Source organism: Lysinibacillus contaminans (assembly GCF_001278945.1).
GTDB classification, from domain to species: domain Bacteria; phylum Bacillota; class Bacilli; order Bacillales_A; family Planococcaceae; genus Lysinibacillus; species Lysinibacillus contaminans.
Genome location: NZ_LGRV01000003.1, coordinates 1,276,848 through 1,295,801, shown reverse-complemented (window position 1 = coordinate 1,295,801; position 18,954 = coordinate 1,276,848). Strand labels below are relative to the sequence as shown.

At 36.4% G+C, this 18,954-nt stretch carries 19 protein-coding genes; 14 read left to right on the top strand and 5 right to left on the bottom strand.

Features of this window, described 5'->3' with window-relative positions; all coding sequences use genetic code 11:
• Nucleotides 1-405 precede the first annotated feature (405 nt).
• Together AEA09_RS08500 and AEA09_RS08495 are read left to right on the top strand one after the other, a co-directional pair.
• Nucleotides 406-1,152, top strand: coding sequence for a FadR/GntR family transcriptional regulator (locus tag AEA09_RS08500; RefSeq protein ID WP_053583424.1), 747 nt, complete (start codon nt 406-408; stop codon nt 1,150-1,152).
• 104 nt (nt 1,153-1,256) lie between these two features.
• Nucleotides 1,257-1,781, top strand: coding sequence for a tubby C-terminal domain-like protein (locus tag AEA09_RS08495; protein WP_053583423.1), 525 nt, complete (start codon nt 1,257-1,259; stop codon nt 1,779-1,781).
• Between the two features lie 168 nt (nt 1,782-1,949).
• Here the strand turns inward: AEA09_RS08495 and AEA09_RS08490 are convergent, their stop codons facing one another.
• The 4 genes from AEA09_RS08490 to AEA09_RS08475 all read right to left on the bottom strand — a co-directional run bounded on the left by AEA09_RS08490 (nt 1,950) and on the right by AEA09_RS08475 (nt 6,472).
• The gene (locus AEA09_RS08490) at nt 1,950-4,457 is read right to left on the bottom strand and encodes an ABC transporter permease (protein WP_053583422.1); all 2,508 of its coding nucleotides are present in this window, start codon (nt 4,455-4,457) and stop codon (nt 1,950-1,952) included.
• Nucleotides 4,457-5,185, bottom strand: coding sequence for an ABC transporter ATP-binding protein (locus tag AEA09_RS08485; protein ID WP_425412001.1), 729 nt, complete (start codon nt 5,183-5,185; stop codon nt 4,457-4,459). Before AEA09_RS08485 ends, AEA09_RS08490 begins: the two co-directional genes overlap by 1 nt.
• A gap of 52 nt (nt 5,186-5,237) precedes the next feature.
• The gene (locus AEA09_RS08480; RefSeq protein WP_053583421.1) at nt 5,238-5,822 is read right to left on the bottom strand and encodes a sigma-70 family RNA polymerase sigma factor; all 585 of its coding nucleotides are present in this window, start codon (nt 5,820-5,822) and stop codon (nt 5,238-5,240) included.
• 101 nt (nt 5,823-5,923) lie between these two features.
• Entirely contained in the window at nt 5,924-6,472 is a 549-nt protein-coding gene (locus AEA09_RS08475; RefSeq protein ID WP_053583420.1) for a hypothetical protein, read from the bottom strand.
• Nucleotides 6,473-6,729: 257 nt separating this feature from the next.
• On the opposite strand from AEA09_RS08475, the gene AEA09_RS08470 reads away from it, so the two are divergent.
• From AEA09_RS08470 to AEA09_RS19905, 7 genes are all read left to right on the top strand, one after another.
• Nucleotides 6,730-7,644, top strand: coding sequence for a DoxX-like family protein (locus AEA09_RS08470; RefSeq protein WP_053583419.1), 915 nt, complete (start codon nt 6,730-6,732; stop codon nt 7,642-7,644).
• The gene (locus tag AEA09_RS08465; protein WP_082332602.1) at nt 7,641-8,252 is read left to right on the top strand and encodes a DUF4166 domain-containing protein; all 612 of its coding nucleotides are present in this window, start codon (nt 7,641-7,643) and stop codon (nt 8,250-8,252) included. The genes AEA09_RS08470 and AEA09_RS08465 overlap by 4 nt, the downstream gene beginning before the upstream one ends.
• Nucleotides 8,221-9,777 carry a YndJ family protein gene (locus AEA09_RS08460; protein ID WP_053583418.1) on the top strand — a complete coding sequence of 519 codons (1,557 nt, stop codon included), beginning with the start codon at nt 8,221-8,223 and terminating at the stop codon, nt 9,775-9,777. Before AEA09_RS08465 ends, AEA09_RS08460 begins: the two co-directional genes overlap by 32 nt.
• A gap of 195 nt (nt 9,778-9,972) precedes the next feature.
• Nucleotides 9,973-10,410 (top strand): hypothetical protein, encoded by a 438-nt coding sequence (locus AEA09_RS08455; RefSeq protein ID WP_053583417.1) that lies wholly within the window; start codon nt 9,973-9,975, stop codon nt 10,408-10,410.
• Nucleotides 10,411-10,652: 242 nt separating this feature from the next.
• Nucleotides 10,653-12,857 (top strand): carbohydrate-binding domain-containing protein, encoded by a 2,205-nt coding sequence (locus tag AEA09_RS08450; RefSeq protein ID WP_053583416.1) that lies wholly within the window; start codon nt 10,653-10,655, stop codon nt 12,855-12,857.
• A gap of 223 nt (nt 12,858-13,080) precedes the next feature.
• A complete protein-coding gene (locus AEA09_RS08445; RefSeq protein ID WP_053583415.1) occupies nt 13,081-13,296 on the top strand; it encodes a hypothetical protein in 216 nt (71 codons plus the stop codon).
• Between the two features lie 227 nt (nt 13,297-13,523).
• Nucleotides 13,524-13,691, top strand: coding sequence for a hypothetical protein (locus tag AEA09_RS19905; protein ID WP_156312104.1), 168 nt, complete (start codon nt 13,524-13,526; stop codon nt 13,689-13,691).
• Nucleotides 13,692-13,761: 70 nt separating this feature from the next.
• Here the strand turns inward: AEA09_RS19905 and AEA09_RS08440 are convergent, their stop codons facing one another.
• Nucleotides 13,762-14,187: a HEAT repeat domain-containing protein gene (locus AEA09_RS08440; protein ID WP_053583414.1), complete on the bottom strand. Its 426-nt coding sequence runs from the start codon at nt 14,185-14,187 to the stop codon at nt 13,762-13,764.
• A gap of 272 nt (nt 14,188-14,459) precedes the next feature.
• On the opposite strand from AEA09_RS08440, the gene AEA09_RS08435 reads away from it, so the two are divergent.
• Genes AEA09_RS08435 through AEA09_RS08415 form a run of 5 tightly spaced genes read left to right on the top strand, consistent with a single transcriptional unit; the run spans nt 14,460 to nt 18,754 of the window.
• Nucleotides 14,460-15,164: a lantibiotic protection ABC transporter ATP-binding protein gene (locus AEA09_RS08435; RefSeq protein WP_053583413.1), complete on the top strand. Its 705-nt coding sequence runs from the start codon at nt 14,460-14,462 to the stop codon at nt 15,162-15,164.
• 12 nt (nt 15,165-15,176) lie between these two features.
• Nucleotides 15,177-15,935, top strand: coding sequence for a lantibiotic immunity ABC transporter MutE/EpiE family permease subunit (locus tag AEA09_RS08430; protein ID WP_053583412.1), 759 nt, complete (start codon nt 15,177-15,179; stop codon nt 15,933-15,935).
• Nucleotide 15,936: 1 nt separating this feature from the next.
• Nucleotides 15,937-16,692: a lantibiotic immunity ABC transporter MutG family permease subunit gene (locus tag AEA09_RS08425; RefSeq protein ID WP_053583411.1), complete on the top strand. Its 756-nt coding sequence runs from the start codon at nt 15,937-15,939 to the stop codon at nt 16,690-16,692.
• A 44-nt stretch (nt 16,693-16,736) separates the two neighbouring features.
• Entirely contained in the window at nt 16,737-17,405 is a 669-nt protein-coding gene (locus AEA09_RS08420) for a response regulator transcription factor (RefSeq protein WP_053583410.1), read from the top strand.
• Complete coding sequence (locus AEA09_RS08415) at nt 17,396-18,754, top strand: sensor histidine kinase (RefSeq protein ID WP_053583409.1); 1,359 nt, start codon at nt 17,396-17,398, stop codon at nt 18,752-18,754. The genes AEA09_RS08420 and AEA09_RS08415 overlap by 10 nt, the downstream gene beginning before the upstream one ends.
• The last annotated feature ends 200 nt before the right edge of the window (nt 18,755-18,954 follow it).

The window sequence follows — 18,954 nt, the reverse complement described above, 5'->3', positions numbered from 1 at the left end:
TTGTAGAAACCATATAAAGAAAATAACTACAGCTGCATACAGTACTAATCAAATATTTAGTAAACCAGTTGCAAGTACATAATAACTAAATGACAACTAGGCTGTGCGGATAATCAGAGCTTCTTTATACGATATTGTGTAATCTGCAGCACTCTAACCAAGCGATTAAAATGGCTTGTACACGTTGGCCCATGAAATCTTAGTAAAGCTATTGCGCGATTTGCTGGTCAGTTAAGAATACCAATATAGAAAAATATAGACAGGGTTGGTAGCGGTGAGATAATTAATAAAATCTATAAATTTATTTTTTATCTTTCTCATTAGATAATCATTATTTCTGAATTATTTATAAATTTTAATAAAACTTTTAATTTTTGTTATAATAGAATTGAGGTGTATAGAGAATTGAATTATAAAAAAATAACTCGCAAAAAGATATATGAAGAAGTAGCAGATATTATATTAGAAATGATTAAAACGGGTCAGTTAAAGCCTGGTGATCAATTAGATTCTGTACAAGAATTGGCGAATAATTTCCAAGTTGGACGTTCGGCAGTACGCGAAGCACTAACATCATTACGTGCCATGGGTTTAATTGAATTGCGACAAGGTGAGGGTACATTCGTTAAAAGATTCTCTGCAAACAACCTAACTTATCCAATTCAAAGTGCTATGCTCATGACGAAAAAAAATATCGAAGAATTATTAGAAGTACGCTTAATTTTAGAAGCTGCTATCGTTTCAAATGCAGCACAAAAAAGAACAAGTGAAGATTTAGACGAAATGCGACTGCATCTAGAAGAGATGACGGCCCATACTAAAAACTCAGAGCTAGGGGAGAGATCCGACTTAGCTTTTCATTTAGCCATTGCAAAAGCAGCGGACAATTCATTATTGAGTAAGTTAATGCAACATGTCTCTGATTTAATGACCGAGGCGATGCGTGAGACGCGAAGGATTTGTTTGTATGACGAGAAGCAAACTCTAGTACAGTTAAACGAACAGCATCATTTGATTTATCGTCAGATTGAAGCGCAAGATGCAGATGCAGCTGAACAGTCAATGAAGGCACATTTGCTATTTGTAGAGGATGTATTGGCGAAACATATGGAGGAAATTGATCCTCAGTTAAGTATCATAGATAACAACTAACACTATGGATAAAAACATCCATAGTATTTTTTATGTGTTTGCGTGGAAAAAGGAGAGCACATTTTGTTAGAATAGAAACAACTGTAGTTGAAGGAGCGAATTGATTGAAAACTTTTACATACAAGCAACCAGCAGCAATTGAATCAACAGAAAAAGTAGAGGTTTTTAACGAAGAAGGCAATGTATCGTCAATTGTTCAACGTGTCTATACAAATAGATTAAAAAAGGCCTTCGATCGTTCGATGGATTATCGTTATTTTGTACGTTTTGACGTAGCTTCGATTGATGGACGCACACTTTTTACGTGTAAAAAGGTGTCTCGTCGTGGCCGTGTGCATTTTAAAGGGAAAGATTTAGTTACTGGGAAAGATTATATGATTGCCTATGACGGCTGGAAAATCATGATTCCTGATCTAATTATTATGGATGGTGAGCGTAAAATCATGCTGAATAAAGAGATGGAGGATTGGTCTGTTTTTAATATAGATGAGCAGCCAATTGCACGCTGGAAGGCGATTTTCCGTGATACCCATTTTGACATTGAACTACAAATTGAGGAAACCAGCCCCATTCAACATGAAGCATTTTTTATAGCCATTGGACAAGCTGTGTTATTTGTCGGAGTATGATACTAGAGCCTCTCTCTTTATTAGGGGGATGCTTTTTTGTTGGCTGTAAGATTCATGTTGATAAATTTGGGAATGTGACCGATAAATTTAAAAAGTAGGTCGATAAAACTGAAAGGATGTCCTATAAACGAAAAAAGACCCCCAACGTAGAGGGTCTAACTGATAATTTTACATATCGACAATTTCATTTGCTAGTTTTTTTCGACTGATCCAGTATCCTTGTAATGCGAAAACAACGAGCGTTGCCACTAAAAACACAAGACTAGTGATACCTAAAGTGAAAAAATCATAGAATATAGGTGCACCCTCGTCAATAAAGCCAAGCATTCTTGTTAAAAGGAGTCCAAGGAAAGTACCAACAGTCAGTCCATAAAGTACAAATGACAACACTTGAGTCAAAATGAGTTTCATTAATCCATTTGGAGAAAGACCAATTAGACGCTGGATTGCATAATCACCACGTTTTGCGTAAACCGAGTGAAGTAGTGTTTGTAATACGCCAAGGCAAGTTGCAGCAATTAGTATGACAAACACACCTACAAATAGACTCCAACGTTGGAATGTCAATTCATTGGACTGTTCAATAATTGTTTCTTTATCCGTGAATTTTAGAGCTGGCCATCGATCTTCTAAGTATTTCAATTCAGCTAAAGCCTGCTGAGTATTTGTTGCTTCTACCATAAAATCTGTAATAACAGGTGGATTTAAAGCTACTACGAATGATGACCAATCCATATAAAAATCAATATAAAAATAATGATTAGGTGCGATACCAATAACTTGTACTTCACCTATCGGCACTGTTTGTTGAAGTGGTACATCATATGTACCGGCCTTTAATGTATCTCCAATAGACAATTGATGTTCCTTTGCAAAGCGTTCGGTGATGATTAGCCCATTTTCTAAGTTACCGTTAACAGCATCTATCTTATTTAACGCGACAAATTTTTGGACATCAATTGCTTCAAAGTTATTGCCTTCCCATCTATTGTTAATTTTAAGCTCTAACAAAGGTGAGTTGCTTTGTGCGTAGGCATAGGACACACTTGGCAAAGATTCAATTTCTTCTATTAAATCAAGAGTAATCGTTGGATCATATAATTCATTTGTAATTTTCATAGATGTTTCATATTGAGAATTAATATAATTTTGTTCGGTTGACTGTATCGTTTTAAATAATGAGCTACTAAATATCAAAATTATCATTAATCCAATAATACTTAGCACAATCGGCATATTTTTGCGTACTTGTGGCATCAGCTGCTGACACGCTAAAAATGCCTCTTTTCCGAGTGCAGAGCGAATTGGTTTCAATGAAATATTTAATAGTGTTGTAAATAGATATGGCATCATATAGAGTAATATCCCGCTAACAAGTAATGTGCCAATTAAAATCATTAGTGCACCCTCTCCACTACTCTTTCCTATGAGTTGGGAATTCGAAAATAAAAGTAGAGCTATGACTGCAACGCCACTCACAACTAGCGTTTTCCATTTTGCCCATTGCAGGCTCAAGTTTTCATTATCACTTGCAATTTGCAAAGGCAGAAGACGTGAGCTTTTTCGTACTTGCCATTGCGTAATGAATTGAAGCAGTATAAAACTCGATGCCGCTATGATAATGACGAACACAAGCGGAAGGTCGGTTCTAGCACTCGGCAATTTCATCATGCTAATAAGTTGTGGGAGCCATAATTTAATGACCAATAAACTGACTGATGTACCTAGTAGCACACCAAAACTAACAATAAGTGATAATTGTGATTGTACAATACGGCTTACTTGTTTTGTTGTGGCGCCAAGTGCTCGCAACACCATAAGCTGTTCTTTAATTTTGTAGAATAGTAGCTGAAATGTTGACATTAATAATACACTTGAGATTAATAGAATAAAAACTGAAAGAACAATCATGAAAATCAATAATGCTTGTAAATTTTCCTTGATGAAATCATAGTCACTCGCCACATCCACACGCAATGTTTCATCTAACTGTTTAATTTCCATGCCAACAGAAGTCGCGATATTATCCTCTGTTTTAATGAGCGTATACATACCAGCTGTTTGCTCATCACTATTATTCATCCATGTTTTCAACACATCGTTTTGGAGAAGAATTAAACTAAAGCTTTCAGTTCCTTTAATTGGTGGAAGAATTTCTTGTATGATAAATTCACCTATATCAGCTTCAAGTGAACCGTCGACGGATTTATTGAATGTTATTTGCAGGCTATCACCAACATCTTTATTGAAAAGGCGAGCAATATTTTCGGAAATCACGACATCGTTTGGCGTTAGATCCACTGTAAAATGATAACGACTTTTCACAAGATTATCGTTTTCAACACCAGCTGTATAAAATGTAGTATTGAATTCATTTTCAACAATTGTATGCGCTAGTGATACACTAGAAACTTTTGTTACACCATAGATAGACTCAAAATTAGAGATTTGTTCATTTGTCAGTACCTTGTGTTGCTCTGGATTATAGCCAACCATCAAATCCATTTCACCAAATAACGCCTGAATTTCTTCCTTCATCTGTGTATTGGCATTATATATGTAGACACTCATTGTCATGACTAGGCAAATGGAGATGGTAATAATGCTAATACTTGTGAGCACATTTGTCCAAGCTGCACGAAAGAGCTTGAGTGCTATGGTACGCATTGAAAACATTAGCAATCACCCCTAGTAATCAACTTGAACTTCGTTAATATACAATCTAAATCCTCAGACGTTTTATTATTTTGATAAGAATCCACAATCGCTCCATCATGGAAGAACAATACACGATTTGCATAGGTAGCCACATAAGGGTCATGCGTAACGAGTAATATCGTTTGATTCCTATTTTTTTGTAGCTGTACGAGAAGGTGTAAAATCTCATCTGTCGTATTGACGTCCAAAGCACCAGTTGGCTCATCGGCTAGCAAAATCGGTGGGTTCGCAATAATGGCACGTGCGATGGCAACACGTTGCTGTTGTCCGCCAGAAAGCTCACTTGGCCGATGCTTACGCCAAGCCGCAATATTCAATTGTTCCATGATTTGCTCTACACGGACTTTGATTTCTTTACTCGGCACGTCATTTAAAATCAACGGTAGAGCGATATTGTCTTCCACGGATAAATCCTTTAACAGATGAAAAGATTGAAAAACAAAGCCGATATTTTCTTTTCGGAATTTCGACGCATTTGGCTCCTTATAAACGTCATGTGCCCGTTTGCCAAATAAAAATAACGCTCCTTCCGTTGGTTCATCAATGGCACTAATCATATTCAATAACGTACTTTTTCCGGAACCACTTGTCCCCATAATAGCGACCATTTCACCTTGATAAATCGTACAATGAATATTTTTTAAAGCATTTACCGTATGATGTTTTTGCTGGAATACTTTCGACATGCCCTCTACTCGTAAAACCTCAGTCAGTCGTCTTTCTGGAATAGGAATCGTATCAATGACTTCCTTCAGCGGATTGAACCCATTCATCTAGATATGCCCCCTTTAATTGTTGTCGTAAAGTTTGTAAGCCTCTCCGAATATGTGTTTTCACCGTTCCTTCTGGACATTGCAAAATCGAAGCAATTTGCTTTACAGAGCAGTCCTGATAAAAGCGTAATAATAACACCGTCTTATATTTTTCTTCTAATTGGCAAAGTGCCTGCCATAAATCAAGCTCTTCTTCGATATAAGAAGATGATGTACTCTTGACATCTTCAAGCGTGTGAGGTTCTACAAGATGTACAATATTACTTTTCGCTATGTATGTTTTACAGCAGTTAATAATGATTCGTGTGAGCCATGTAGAAAAATAGTGAGGCTCTTTTAATTGAGGTAAACCTTCGTATGCGCGAATGATTGTCTGCTGAAACACCTCAACAGCGTCATTTTCGTTTTGCACATACACATAAGCCATGCGATACAGTTTATGCTGCTCTTGTTCAATTAGCTGATAAAATGCATCTTCATCACCATTTTGAGCTAACTCAACAAGTGTGATTTGTTTAGTTGTAATGAAAAACGCCTCCCATCTGACCATTAGACTCCGCAAACGATTATTTCGATTCAAGTTTTTACATATTATTTTGTTTTATAGAAAAAGAGGTTTGGATGACTAATTAAATCCAAACCAAAGGTATCCTATTTTTTTGGTTCAGTTGAATAATTTATAGAGTTTGCGATGTTAACCAAAGTTTCAGGGGATACCTTATCTGAAACTCGTTGATCAATCCATAACATATATTGCCAATCATTGCTCTCGAAAGCAAGAACATTGAAATCTGAAACCGTCATATAGCTAGAAGTATTACCATTTTTTAAAGTAAATGTGTTTAAGATATCTTCCTTTTTTAATGGGATTTTATATTTAATTGGTCGAATATCAATTTTAAAATGATGTTCGGGTATTTGATCACTGATGAACTTCACTTCAAAGTAGTCATTCATTTCTCCATCTAAATCATTAAACCTACCAAAATGATGTGTAAAGCTAATTGGTGGTACACGAAGTGGGAGTATTAGTTTTTGTTGAAAGTGTTGTTCAAAATCATCAGCTGCTGCTTCCACGGTTTTATAGCCTATTTCAGAGTATATTTCTTCAAAAGGCCTAGGCTCATCGTTAGCCATTGCATAGACCGTCAAGAACAACCAGCCAAATGTAACCAAGATAATAGAATTCGTTTTGTTCATATTTAATACCTCCAAATATATTTGGAAGTATTTTTCCCATCTACATTTAAATTATCCAATAAATAATATAAAATGAATGATTTCGTAACGAATTTAGAGCGTGATCAGCAGGATATATAATTATTTGTGATGGTGTAATTTAATAAGTCATGTAATATAGAGTTGATAGATATTTCACAATAATGTGTAGGTATTGAATAAATAGGGAAGTAAGGTATGAAAATGATTCATCTATCATCGGTTAGGAGGAATTTTATTTGAAGAAGAAATCCATTTATGTAGAAATCGATATACAAGCGCCAATAGATGAAGCTTGGGCGTATACACAAAACCCAAAACTCCATGAGCAGTGGGATTTGCGCTTCACGTCCATTACATATATTGAAAAGAAGTCGCCGGAAGATGCGCAACAATTTACATATGAAACAAAGGTTATGCCTGGGCTGAAGGTGAGTGGTTGGGGTGAAAGTAAGGGGACACATCACAAAGAAAACGGTACAAAAACATCTTCTCTCCATTTTGGCACCCCGCAAAAAATATCACCAATAGCGGAAGGGAAAGGATACTGGCAGTACATTCCTCATGATAGCGGACTGACGTTTTTAACGCAGTATGACTATGACGTACGCTACGGAAAACTTGGTGACGTTCTCGACAATGTCTTTCGTCCGGCGATGGGGTGGGCAACAGCGCTAAGTTTTGATGTTTTGAAGCGGTGGCTAGAAAAAGGGGAAAATCCATACTCACAATATCGCCGTTTCTTTTTAACGATGCTTATTAGTATGCTGTTTTGTTTCGTGTGGTTTTATCATGGGCTTGTTCCGAAAGTCCTCATGCAACATCCAGACGAGGTGGCGATGTTAACAGCGTTGGGTGGATTTCATGCGAGTACCGCAACAAAAGCGGTGTTTTGGATAGGGATTTGTGAAATCATATTCGCCTTGTGCTGGCTATTGCCGCGGAGAAAACGCTTACTTTTTGGCTTGCAAATTATGCTGTTTCCGCTGTTGACGGTTAGTGCAGTAGTGTCTGATGCCAGTATCTCAACAGCGCCTTTCAATCCAGTAACATTGAATGTTGCCTTATGGGTACTAGCGATTGTTGGTTTCATCCTCAGTAAAGATTTGCCGAGTGCAAAAAGTTGTAAACGTAAGCGAGGTGCGAGTATTTGACGATTTATCAAACATTATTAGGTGAAGATTTCAACAGCCTACATCCTATGCTACAACAGCGTTATGCTTTACCGATTGATCAGCCATTTATTGCAACGGGTTTAATGCAAAAGATTGATTCAGGTGCAGCTTGGATGCGTCCTTTTTATGCCGTAGCTGCACGAACGAAGTTTTTATTTCCTGAATCGGGTGAAAATGTGCCGTTTTCGATTCGTAATACATGTAAAGTACTACCAAGTGGAGAATTAGAAGTATTATGGGAAAGAAGCTTTAATTTTGAGAAAAAAACGAGGCATTTTAATGCAAGAATGACGATTGATCCTGTGAGAAAAGTGGTAAAGGATTATTTAGGTTCACCATCACTTTTTTATTCTGATTTGCATTTTACTGTGACGACAGATGGAAGATTGCTTATCCGTTCAGGTATACAGCGTTTTATCTTGCCGAAAGTGGAGTTGCCGATCCCAAAGGTTTTAGAGGGGCGCGTAATAGTTGAGGAAGGGTTTGATGATAAGCGACAAGTATACACAATTCATGTGTCGATTCATAATCCATTGTTTGGGAGGCTGATGATGTATGCTGGTGAATTTACGCAACAATCTATTTAGCCCCGTCCTGCTTTTAGGAATGGTACTGACTGTTGTTTGTTATTTATTTAGCAAGCAACCAGACTATATGATGCTTTTAACGATAGCTCAACTACTATTTGTACCGGCCATGTTAAAAATGGTGGTTCCATTGAGAAAAGGTGAAGATGCCATTCTCGTTGTTATGATGATTGCTGTAACAATGCTGCATTGGTGGTCTGATGGTGGAATAGCCATTGTACTCGCACTGGTCTATCTATGCTATACGGCATTTGTTGCACTCCAAGGTGTGAAGCGATTTTTACAGCGTGGCTTTACAAATATTGCTGAAATCGCCATTGATGTAGGGCTAGTTTACTTATTTGTCGGTGGACTATGGTTTTTCGCGTTTACAGCGCAAATTGATACTGGTTTTACACCACTTATTACATGGTTAACGGGGATACACTTTCACTATTCGGCTTGTTTATTAGCGATTTCAGTGGGGTTATTCGGAAGATTGCATCAAAGCAAGTGGTACAATGCTCTGGTGGTTATTCTATTAGCTGGACCAATGCTGGTGGCAATTGGTATTACGTTTTCTACCATTGTAGAAGTCGTGTCAGTCGTGCTTTATATAGTTGCTATTTATTGGTTGTTTATTTTGGCAATGAAAACTAGATTTCCAGGAGGGCAGCGATTGTTTTTATGTATTTCCTACGGTGCAGTATGTGTGACGATTCTATGGTCTCTTCTTTATGCATTTGGTAATTTAATAGGAACATCTATTGTTGGTATTCCAGATATGCTAAAATTCCATGGCTTCTTTAACTGTGTATTATTTGGTGGTGTTGGAGTTTTCGCTTGGGCGTTGGTCGTTCCAAAATCAGCGCAATCAGTTTACACATTTCCAGTAAGTAAAATTCGCGGGAAATTAGCTGAAACAGGAGTAGAACATCCTGGTCTAGTTGACGATTTAAGTGATTATGTGGATACATCGAAGCTGCCACTGGCTATTTCACATTTTTATGAACAAACACATAAGTATAAGCTGACTGCTTCGGTGCAATGGAGCACGTGGTTTAAGCCCTTTGCTTTTATATTTCAAGGGATAAGTCGTTGGATGCAGCAACTGAATCTTCCTTTTTCTAGCCAACCGATTGAGATGACAGGTGCCATTGTCCAAGTAGACGAGCAGTTAGATGGACGCAAATCCCCACGCGCATGGATTCGTAAAATGGAGGGGCAAACAATCTTTGTAGCCATTTATTCACAGCATACAACTGCGCAAACAACCTATATGAATATTGCCTTACCACTACCTTTTTCTACGATGATCGGTGTTTTGTACTTATTTGAAGAGAATGGCGAATTGCATTTAACGAGTAAGCACACTGAAGATGCTGGCATTTATTTAGCTATACGTGATTTCCTATTCAAACTACCATTGCATGAGCATTTCACTATTACTGCTACTAGGGAAACGTCTATGACAGCGATTCATACGATGCGCATTTTTGGACTGCCATTTTTACGGATTGACTATGAAATCGAGCGGGCTGTGTAATGCACATAAAACGAATAGATTATTTAATAACGTTTTTCTCATAGGATGTCACCTCCTTTATAGTAAAAAGTATTCGATTACAACGATAAAATTCCATTTCCTCGATTATTTATGCATTTCAATGAATTGATTGAATTGACAGGGATATAAAGGGGTATAAATGAAATGTAAACAAATGGATAAAGGGGTGGTTGAATGCGATTAACGAAAGGGATTTCTGGTTTTGATTCAGAGCATTTAATTGAACAAGATATGCAATCGTTTCAGTCAATGGTCTATCATCTTGTAACAAGTGAGCCACGGGCAAAAGCTTTACAATTTGGTGATGATCCTTCAAATGTGTATATGAGAGCAATGATTCAGCTTGATGAAGAACAATTTACGATTCTTCATCACCGACTCATGCCCTATGTTGCGTTTGCCGAAAAAGAGGAGAATCTGATTTTAAACTTTTTAACAAAGTCAAAGCTACACAAATATTTTCCAATGCGTAAATGTTTAGAAGCAGCAGTGCTAGATACGTCACTAGAACAGGATAAACATCTGCATAGTTTATCAGAAATGGAATGGAAATATGTAAAGCGTTTTCGTAGCGAAACAGTAGGAGAAGTTATGTTTAATTATTGGGATTAGAGGACTTGTAATATAACGCTAGCACATTTCATCGTATGTTTAACTTCTATATGTTGGTTAACGTTTTGATTAAGCAACCGTTTTTTGGAGAGTAGAAGTACAAAAAATTCATACGATATAATGGCATCCATAATATACTCACTAGCTGAAATGCTAGTGTTTTTTTCGTTTTAACATCTTCCTGACACATTTCTTGTGTATTGTAAGCACATAGAAGTTCATAAAAAGGAAGGGACATGAAGATGCAAACATATAAATATTTAGCACCAGTCATTATAGGATCGGCATTGGTATTAGGTGGCTGTAACGAGGAGAAAACAACAACATCAGTGGATACAGAAGCCATTGTTAGTAGCTATGTCAATTATATGGACGAGGATTTTTACACCGCTTGGCAAAGTAAAAACTTTACAAAAGTAATGTTGAATGACACATCAGTGGATGTAGATGGGGGTGATGGCGTTTTAGTCGATGGACAAGTCATTACCATTAAAACATCAGGTACTTATGTGTTAGAAGGAAACTTGTCTGATGGTAATATTATTATAGATACCGAAGATACAGGCGTGGTTCGCCTTGTACTAAACGGGGCCAATATTACCTCGAAAACAACGGCGCCTATCTATGTGAAACAGTCTGATAAAACGGTTATATCACTAGAGGATGGAACGGAAAATGTTCTGACGGATGCCACGCAATATGTGTATGAGGATAATACAGATGATCCTGGTGCAGCCATTTTTAGTAAGGACGATTTAACCATTAACGGACCAGGTGCCCTGACAGTCAATGCTAATTACAAAGACGGCATTACTGGACGTGACCAACTTCTTGTGACAGGAGGGAACATCACAATTCACGCAACAGATGATGGTATTGTGGGGCGTGACGTGTTTGCGATGCGTGACGCGAATATCACGATTGAAGCGGCTGGTGATGGCGTTAAAGCCTCAAACGATGAAGATGCCGATAAAGGAAATATCGTGTTAGAAAGTGGCACGCTGACGGTTACAGCAGAGGGCGACGGTATTCAAGCGGAAAAAGTAGTCTCTGTGCTGGACGGAACTTATTCGATTACATCAGGTGGCGGTAGCCCAGAAAAAATCATTTCGCAGGAAATGGGTGGTGGCATGATGCAAGGTGGCCAGAGACCAGAAATGCCAACTGGTGAGGACGGTGAGTTTGATCCTACTCAAATACCACAGGGTGGTGAAGGTGGAACAAGACCAGAAATGCCAACTGGTGAAGACGGTGAGTTTGATCCTACTCAAATGCCACAGAATGGTGAAGGTGGAACAAGACCAGAAATGCCAACTGATGAAAATGGTGATATTGATCCGAGTCAAATGGCGCAGAGTGCTGGCAATCAACAACAAGCCCAGAATGAGCAAAATCAAACCGATTCAAGTTTAGATGGGGAACAAGTTTCTGAGCAACAAACAACGACTACTGAAGAAGAAGATGTGAGTGGCAAAGGTATAAAAGCGGGTACAAACATGCAAATTATGGGTGGTACAATTGCTATTGATGCGCTTGATGATGCACTGCATAGTAATGGTGATTTAACAATTCAAGGTGGGGATATCACAGTGTCAACAGGAGATGATGGCGTGCATGCAGATACAGATGTTCTCATTACTGGTGGTGCAGTGAACATTGAAAAAAGCTATGAAGGTATTGAAGGAGTCAATGTGACGTTATCGGATGGTAATGTACGTGTTATAGCCGCAGATGATGGCATAAACATTAATGGTGGTAGTTCAGACCTTGGCATGCCGGGGGAAACGCAAAGTACGACTACTACGACAAGTGATAGCCTGTTATTAATAGAAGGAGGCTACTTGTATGTCAATGCGGATGGTGACGGACTTGATTCCAATTCATCCATCAAGATGACTGCAGGTACAGTAGTTGTTTATGGACCTACGAATAATGGCAACGCTCCACTCGATTATGATGGCACTTTCACAATTGAAGGTGGCACACTTATTGCATCTGGTAGTAGCGGAATGGCGTTAGGCCTATCGGATTCTTCCACACAAGCGGCTATTATGATGACATTCGATGAGACGCAGCAAGCCGCAACAACTGTCAATATAGCGAATGGTGATGGTAAATCGATCTTCACTATAGCGCCTGAAAAACAATTCCAGTCTATCGTAATTAGTACACCTGATTTAAAGCAAGGTGAGACGTATACGTTAAGCTCAGATGGGACAGTAACCGGGGACAGTCAAGATGGTCTTTACGAAAATGCGACGTACACAAATGGCTCGCAATCTGTGGAATTTAAGCAGGCTTCAGTTATGACGTACATCAATAAAGACGGTATCGCTGAACAGCAAAGTAGTGGTATGATGGATGGTCCAGGCGGTGGAGGCAATATGCCTGCACGTGGTGAGCGTCCAACTAATGATACAAATACGAATGAAACAAATACGAATTAATAAATAATAAGTCTTATACGTAAGTCTCAAATATCGCTTACGTATAAGACTTGTTTTTATTTTAGTAAGTTTGTTGCAATGATAGATTATCTATTGGATACAATGAGTTAAAAACAATTCAACCTGGGTCAATAAAGAAAAAATTGGTAGTTTATTACTTAAGCGAATTTCATACTTTCAATAGTTTAGTATGTATACTACATTATTGAAAAGTGGAATATTTTTGAAAAGATATATACAAATGAGTACACTACTTATCGCTCCGGTGGCTCATGCACATACAGCAGATAAAGGCATGCTCTTTACAGATGTACCCGCATCAACGCCGAATTTACAAGAAATCATGGTGTTACACAGCCTTGGTCTTCTTGGTTATAATGGTGTGGATATGGTGTTAAACGGTACAGAAAATTTATCGCGCAAGGATTTTGCTGGTTGAGTAGGAGGCTTCTTTGGTCTAGAAGGAACGACAGTTGACGAATATGCACAATCAGCACTTAAGGAAGAATATCTCTCGTCTTTGGATGGAGATATTACCTATAAAGAAATTAATACTGCACTATTTCATGGTAAGCTAGATCTGGAACAACCAGATGCAACGCTTACGAAGAAGATTATATTTCCATTTTATCAGCGAACCTAGAACCTGATATGGGTGAGCATTCATTGCTTCAAATGGGTGGATTTTCATATGGTCCAACTAGCACTATCGATGATGCTGTAACTGGTGATAACACGGATCATATCGATGATGGTAACCCTTATTGGCTAATCGGTAGTATCATTATCCTTAGCGCGCTCCTTGGAATTTTGATGTGGAAACGCAAAAAATAATAATCAATAAGCAACAAAAAACGCGTTACGAAAAACTTTCATTTTTCGTAACGCGTTTTTATGTTGGCATTTAGATTGATTGCCATTTTGTTTCTAGCCAAGAAAGGAAATTCTCGCCATGGTGGCCTTCATAGGCATCATATACATCTAGACGCATACGTTTAAGCTTTTCAGCGAAATCTGTGATTGTATGATCAGCAGGTAAGCTTTTCTTCACGCGTATGAACACTTTATCAGCGCCTTTAATTAGCTCGAATTTACGACGAACAGGTGGTTTAACATCTTCGCCAAAGGCTGTTAGCGCCTCAAAAGCAGCTTGTTGCACTGTGAAAACAGTATCAGCTTTAACACGGTTGTTTAGTAAATCAATCACTTTTTCATGCTTGTAGACACTTAGTGCTTTTACAGCATCTAAACGATTACGCCAGCTAGATGTATAATTGGCAGCTTTTTTCAAGTCTGCATAGTTTTCAGGTAACTCAGTTTTAAATTTCATTTGAACACTCCTTAGTTGCGATGGAGATGATTACTTCGACGAAATGTCTGTGGAATTTGTCTCTTCTTCATTGCTAATTATATAGAAATCGCACGAGAATGCAATAATTAATGACGTTTCTGTGGAAGGAAATAAAAGTAGTGTTTGGATTGAACGGAATCATTTGAAACAAATATTTTTATTTTTGTACAACTTTAATCGTTAAATATTGATAAAATCTTGATTTTTAGTAGGTACAATAATTTTCAACTGCTAGAAAGGAGTGTTTATAAATGGAAAAAGAATATATTTTGCAAACAATAAATTTAACACGGAAACATAGGAAAGAAACGGTTTTAAATAACTTAACTATCCAGGTACGCAAAAATACTATCTATGGTTTACTGGGTCCCAATGGCGCTGGGAAGTCTACTACCCTTAAGATAATTTCTGGTTTACTTAAACCAACCTCCGGAGAAGTGATTTTTGATGGTCATAATTGGAGTAGAGCAGACTTAATCCATATTGGCTCTCTAATAGAATCTGCACCTTTATACGGAAACCTATCAGCCAAAGAAAATTTAAGTGTCTTAACAACTATCCTGGGTTTACCTAAAGAACGAATTCAAGAAGTCCTTGAAATTGTTGGTCTAACAAATACGGGAAATAAAAGTGTGCGGAATTTTTCAATGGGGATGAAGCAACGTTTGGGCATTGCCTTGGCAATATTAAATAATCCAAAATTATTAATTTTAGATGAACCAACAAATGGATTAGATCCTATTGGTATTCAGGAATTAAGACAACTTATCAGTTCTTTTCCAGAGCAAGGGATTACAGTGCTTTTATCCAGTCACATGTTATCTGAGGTGGAGCATTTAGCGGATGATATTGCCATTATCAGCAATGGAAATTTAGGATATGAAGGGAAATACAATTCGAATGAAGATCTAGAAACACTCTTCACAGATATTGTAAGAAAACATAGCATGCAGTAGGGGGTGTATTGAATGAATGTGTATTTGAAATCAGAAATTTTAAAAATGAAACGAACAAATATATGGAAAATGACGTTAGTGATTCCTTTACTATGTTCTTCTCTTGCAGTTGCTTTTGGATTTCTAGGAGGTCCTGAAATTTTAAAGTTTTCTATAGAAACAATTATCAATCACTGGGGTGTTTTGTGGCTGTCAGTGTTGATTGCGCTAACTGCCGGGCTATTAAATAATCTTGAAAAAAAATCTACGGCATTTAAAACGATTGTTGGTTTACCAATAGATTTAAAAAGAAAAGAAATTAGTAGGATTTTATTAATAGCATGGTTGGCAATTCTAGCTTCTGTTTGTTTAATAGCTGTAATGCTTGTAACAAGCTTAATTATAAAGACAAGCCCTTATTTAGTATCATTAATTGATTGTGTTTTAGCAATATTAGTGACGTTAATAACTACATTGTGGCAGATACCGCTCTGCCTGTGGCTTTCACGTAAAACCAATCTGTTTACCACCCTCCTTATTAATTGCTTGCTTAACTTAAATTTAGGAACATTCTATGCGGCAACCGAACATTGGTGGTCAGTTCCTTGGGCTTGGTCTCAAAGAGTACAGATGCCATTAAACCATCTGCATTCAAATGGTATTCCTTTATCACCAGAGAGTGAATTGTTGAGCAGTTCTGTCATACCTATTGCAATCTTTTTTAGTATTTTATTATTTTTCCTTATTACATTTTTAACTACAACATCTTTCGCAAAACAAGAGGTGAGGTAAATTGATTCAACATTATAGATGTCTGTTAGCAGAATTTAAAAAAAGGAAGAGAAGTTTGTTTTTGTTGCTGCATCTATTTACTCCTTTAACAATATCGGGGATTTTGGTGATGTATATAGCTGTGAGAAAAGATTTTATAAATCCACAGGCTCTTTATGGTCTTTTCTTTGAATTACTAGGAATCGGGACACCACTAATAATCGCCATTATTTGCGGCGTTGTTTCTGATTCTGAAGAAGAAGCGGGACACTTTCAAAATATGCTTCGGTTAACTAAACGCAAAGCTATAACTTTTAGCAGCCAAATAAGTATGATGATTGTTTCATATGGCTTTGCTATACTTTTAGCTATATCGCTTTATACGTTTGCTTTGGCATATTTAGTTAGAGTGGCTGAAATAAATATTGCTCACTATTATTTGACGGGTATGGTATTTATTATTTGCGGTGTTTTTCAGTATTTTCTCTATTTAATGATTGGTTATAAATACGGTATTGGGATGTGCAGTATAGCTGGATTTGCAGGATTGATCATAGCAGCCTTGTCACAAACTTCAGTAGTAGATAAGGTTTGGATATTTTTACCTTGGTCTTGGCCAAATCGTTTCAGCACACACTTATTTAGCCAATCAATCTTAGTAGATAAATATACAAGTGTATTAAAAGGAAGTGTAACTGCATTTATTATTACGCTTAGTGTAATCGTAATAAGTATTTTGTGGTTCAAAAATTGGGACGGGAGAAAAGCTAGTTATTAAAGAAGGGACAAGTAGAATATTTCATATTGAAAAGGTGTTTTGTTATGGCGAATATCTTAACTATTGATGATGATGTTACGATTTTAAGATTAGTGAAAAAAGCGTTAGAATTGAAGAAACACGAAGTGACAACTCTTGAAAGTATAAATGAAATTACGTTAGAGGGAATTAATAAATTTGATATTATCTTATTGGATGTCATGATGCCAGGAGAAGACGGCTTTCAAATATGTGAAAAGTTAAGGCCTTTAATTGATATACCTATCATATTTATGACCGCAAAAAGTGATGAAAATTCCATTGTAAAAGGTTTATCTATTGGAGGGGACGACTATATTCTAAAGCCATTTAGCATCCATGAAATGAATGCTCGAATTGAGGCTCATTTGCGAAGGGAAAATAGACCGAAGAAGAATTTAAATCGTACTTTTATTGATGGGAATATCTTAATTGATATAGAAGCGAAAAGGGTTATGGTTCAAGGAAAAGAAGTGAGTTTTACAAAGACGCAGTATAAAATATGTGAACTTTTAGCTTTAAACAAAGGTAAGACTTTCTCAAAAGAACACATTTATGACTCGATTTATTCCATCGAAAGTGAATCTCAAATTTCAACGATTATTGAGCATATTCGGGTAATTCGAAAAAAATTTACAGATTACAATGTAACTCCTATAAATACTATTTGGGGAGTAGGCTACAAATGGGATTAAAGAATACGTTATCTATTTATTTTTTAAAATGGATCTTGAAAATCGTTTTTTTGGGATTATTGATAGTTTTGGCGAATATCTACATTTTTATATGGGGGTTTAATAATGATTTTTTGCTTCCAGCAAATGACCCGATAAAAAAATCTGAAAAAATAAAAGATTCCATCGAACATTCAATCGATATTGATCTTAATTTGATTCCTCCTGAACTTGATTTTGTGATTTTCAATAATGCCACAAATGAAATTGTTAAAAGTAATTTGAGTTTTAGAATGGTTGAAAAAGCAGTAAAAACTTTTCAAAATGAAGAGAATGATGAAACAGTTTCTTTTTTAAAATATGAAAGTAAAAATCAAACAATTTTGATTTACTATAATCTGAAAGTTCAATTTGCGGATCCAGTATTAAGAAAAATTATACCGAACGTTGGAGTAGTAATATTAGTTACTTCTATAATTTTATATTGCTTTATTATATTCTTTTACATCAGAAAATTCAGGAAAATCATTCTTCAAGAAAATCAAAAACTTATAAATATAGCTGAGAAAATAAAACAAAGAGACCTTAATATTGAGTTTCCAAAAGTTAAGTTTATTGAGTATAAAGATGTAATGGGAGCAATGGAAAGTTTATCTGATGCTTTAATAAAATCGATACAAAATGAGATTGAGAGTAAAAACTCGAAAACGGAGCAAATTAGTTACCTAATACATGATATAAAGATTCCATTAACAATTATTAAAGGGAATATTGAACTACTAGAATTAGCAATGGATGACGAATTAGAAGAAAGTTTTATGGATATTATGAATGCTATCAAACAAATTGAATTATATATACAAAAAGTAATTGAAATTAACCTCAATGAAAAAGAAATAATGCTTAATAAAGAAATAGTATCGGTAAATCAGTTACTAAGTTTACTCGAGAAAGAAGTTGGTGATTTCAGGAATAATAATGTGATAATAGAAAATCTAACAATGAAAGAGATACATCTTTTTATAGATATTCATTTGGTGATTAGAGCTATAAGTAATGTACTGTTAAATGGAATGGAAAGAACGCCTGAAAACAAAATTGTAAAATTAATAGTTAAACAAGAACAAGAAATCGTTCAATTTGTTGTCATTGATGGCGGACCAGGTTTTTCAGAAGAAGCACTACAAAAAGCAACACAATTATTTTATACAGAAAATTATGGGCGCACACAGAATGGACATTATGGACTAGGCTTAGCATTTACAGAGAAAGTGATTAAGCAGCATCAAGGGAGTGTGTGTGTTGGAAATAATGAAAACCATTTTGGGGAAGTCCACATAGAATTACTGCTGTTGAAGACCATGTTATAGATGAAAACAAAAACTAACAAGGATTTAATTCTAGTCCAGACTAGGTTTGTACTACTTGTTGATAAAAGTAATTATCTAGGTATAAGAGATATGCAGTAGTACAAAACGTGCAGGGGATTTCTGAATCTGTATAGATTAAGTAAGTGTGGAGCTATTGAACATCGAATTTATGCAACCACATACCTTTAATAACCGCAAAG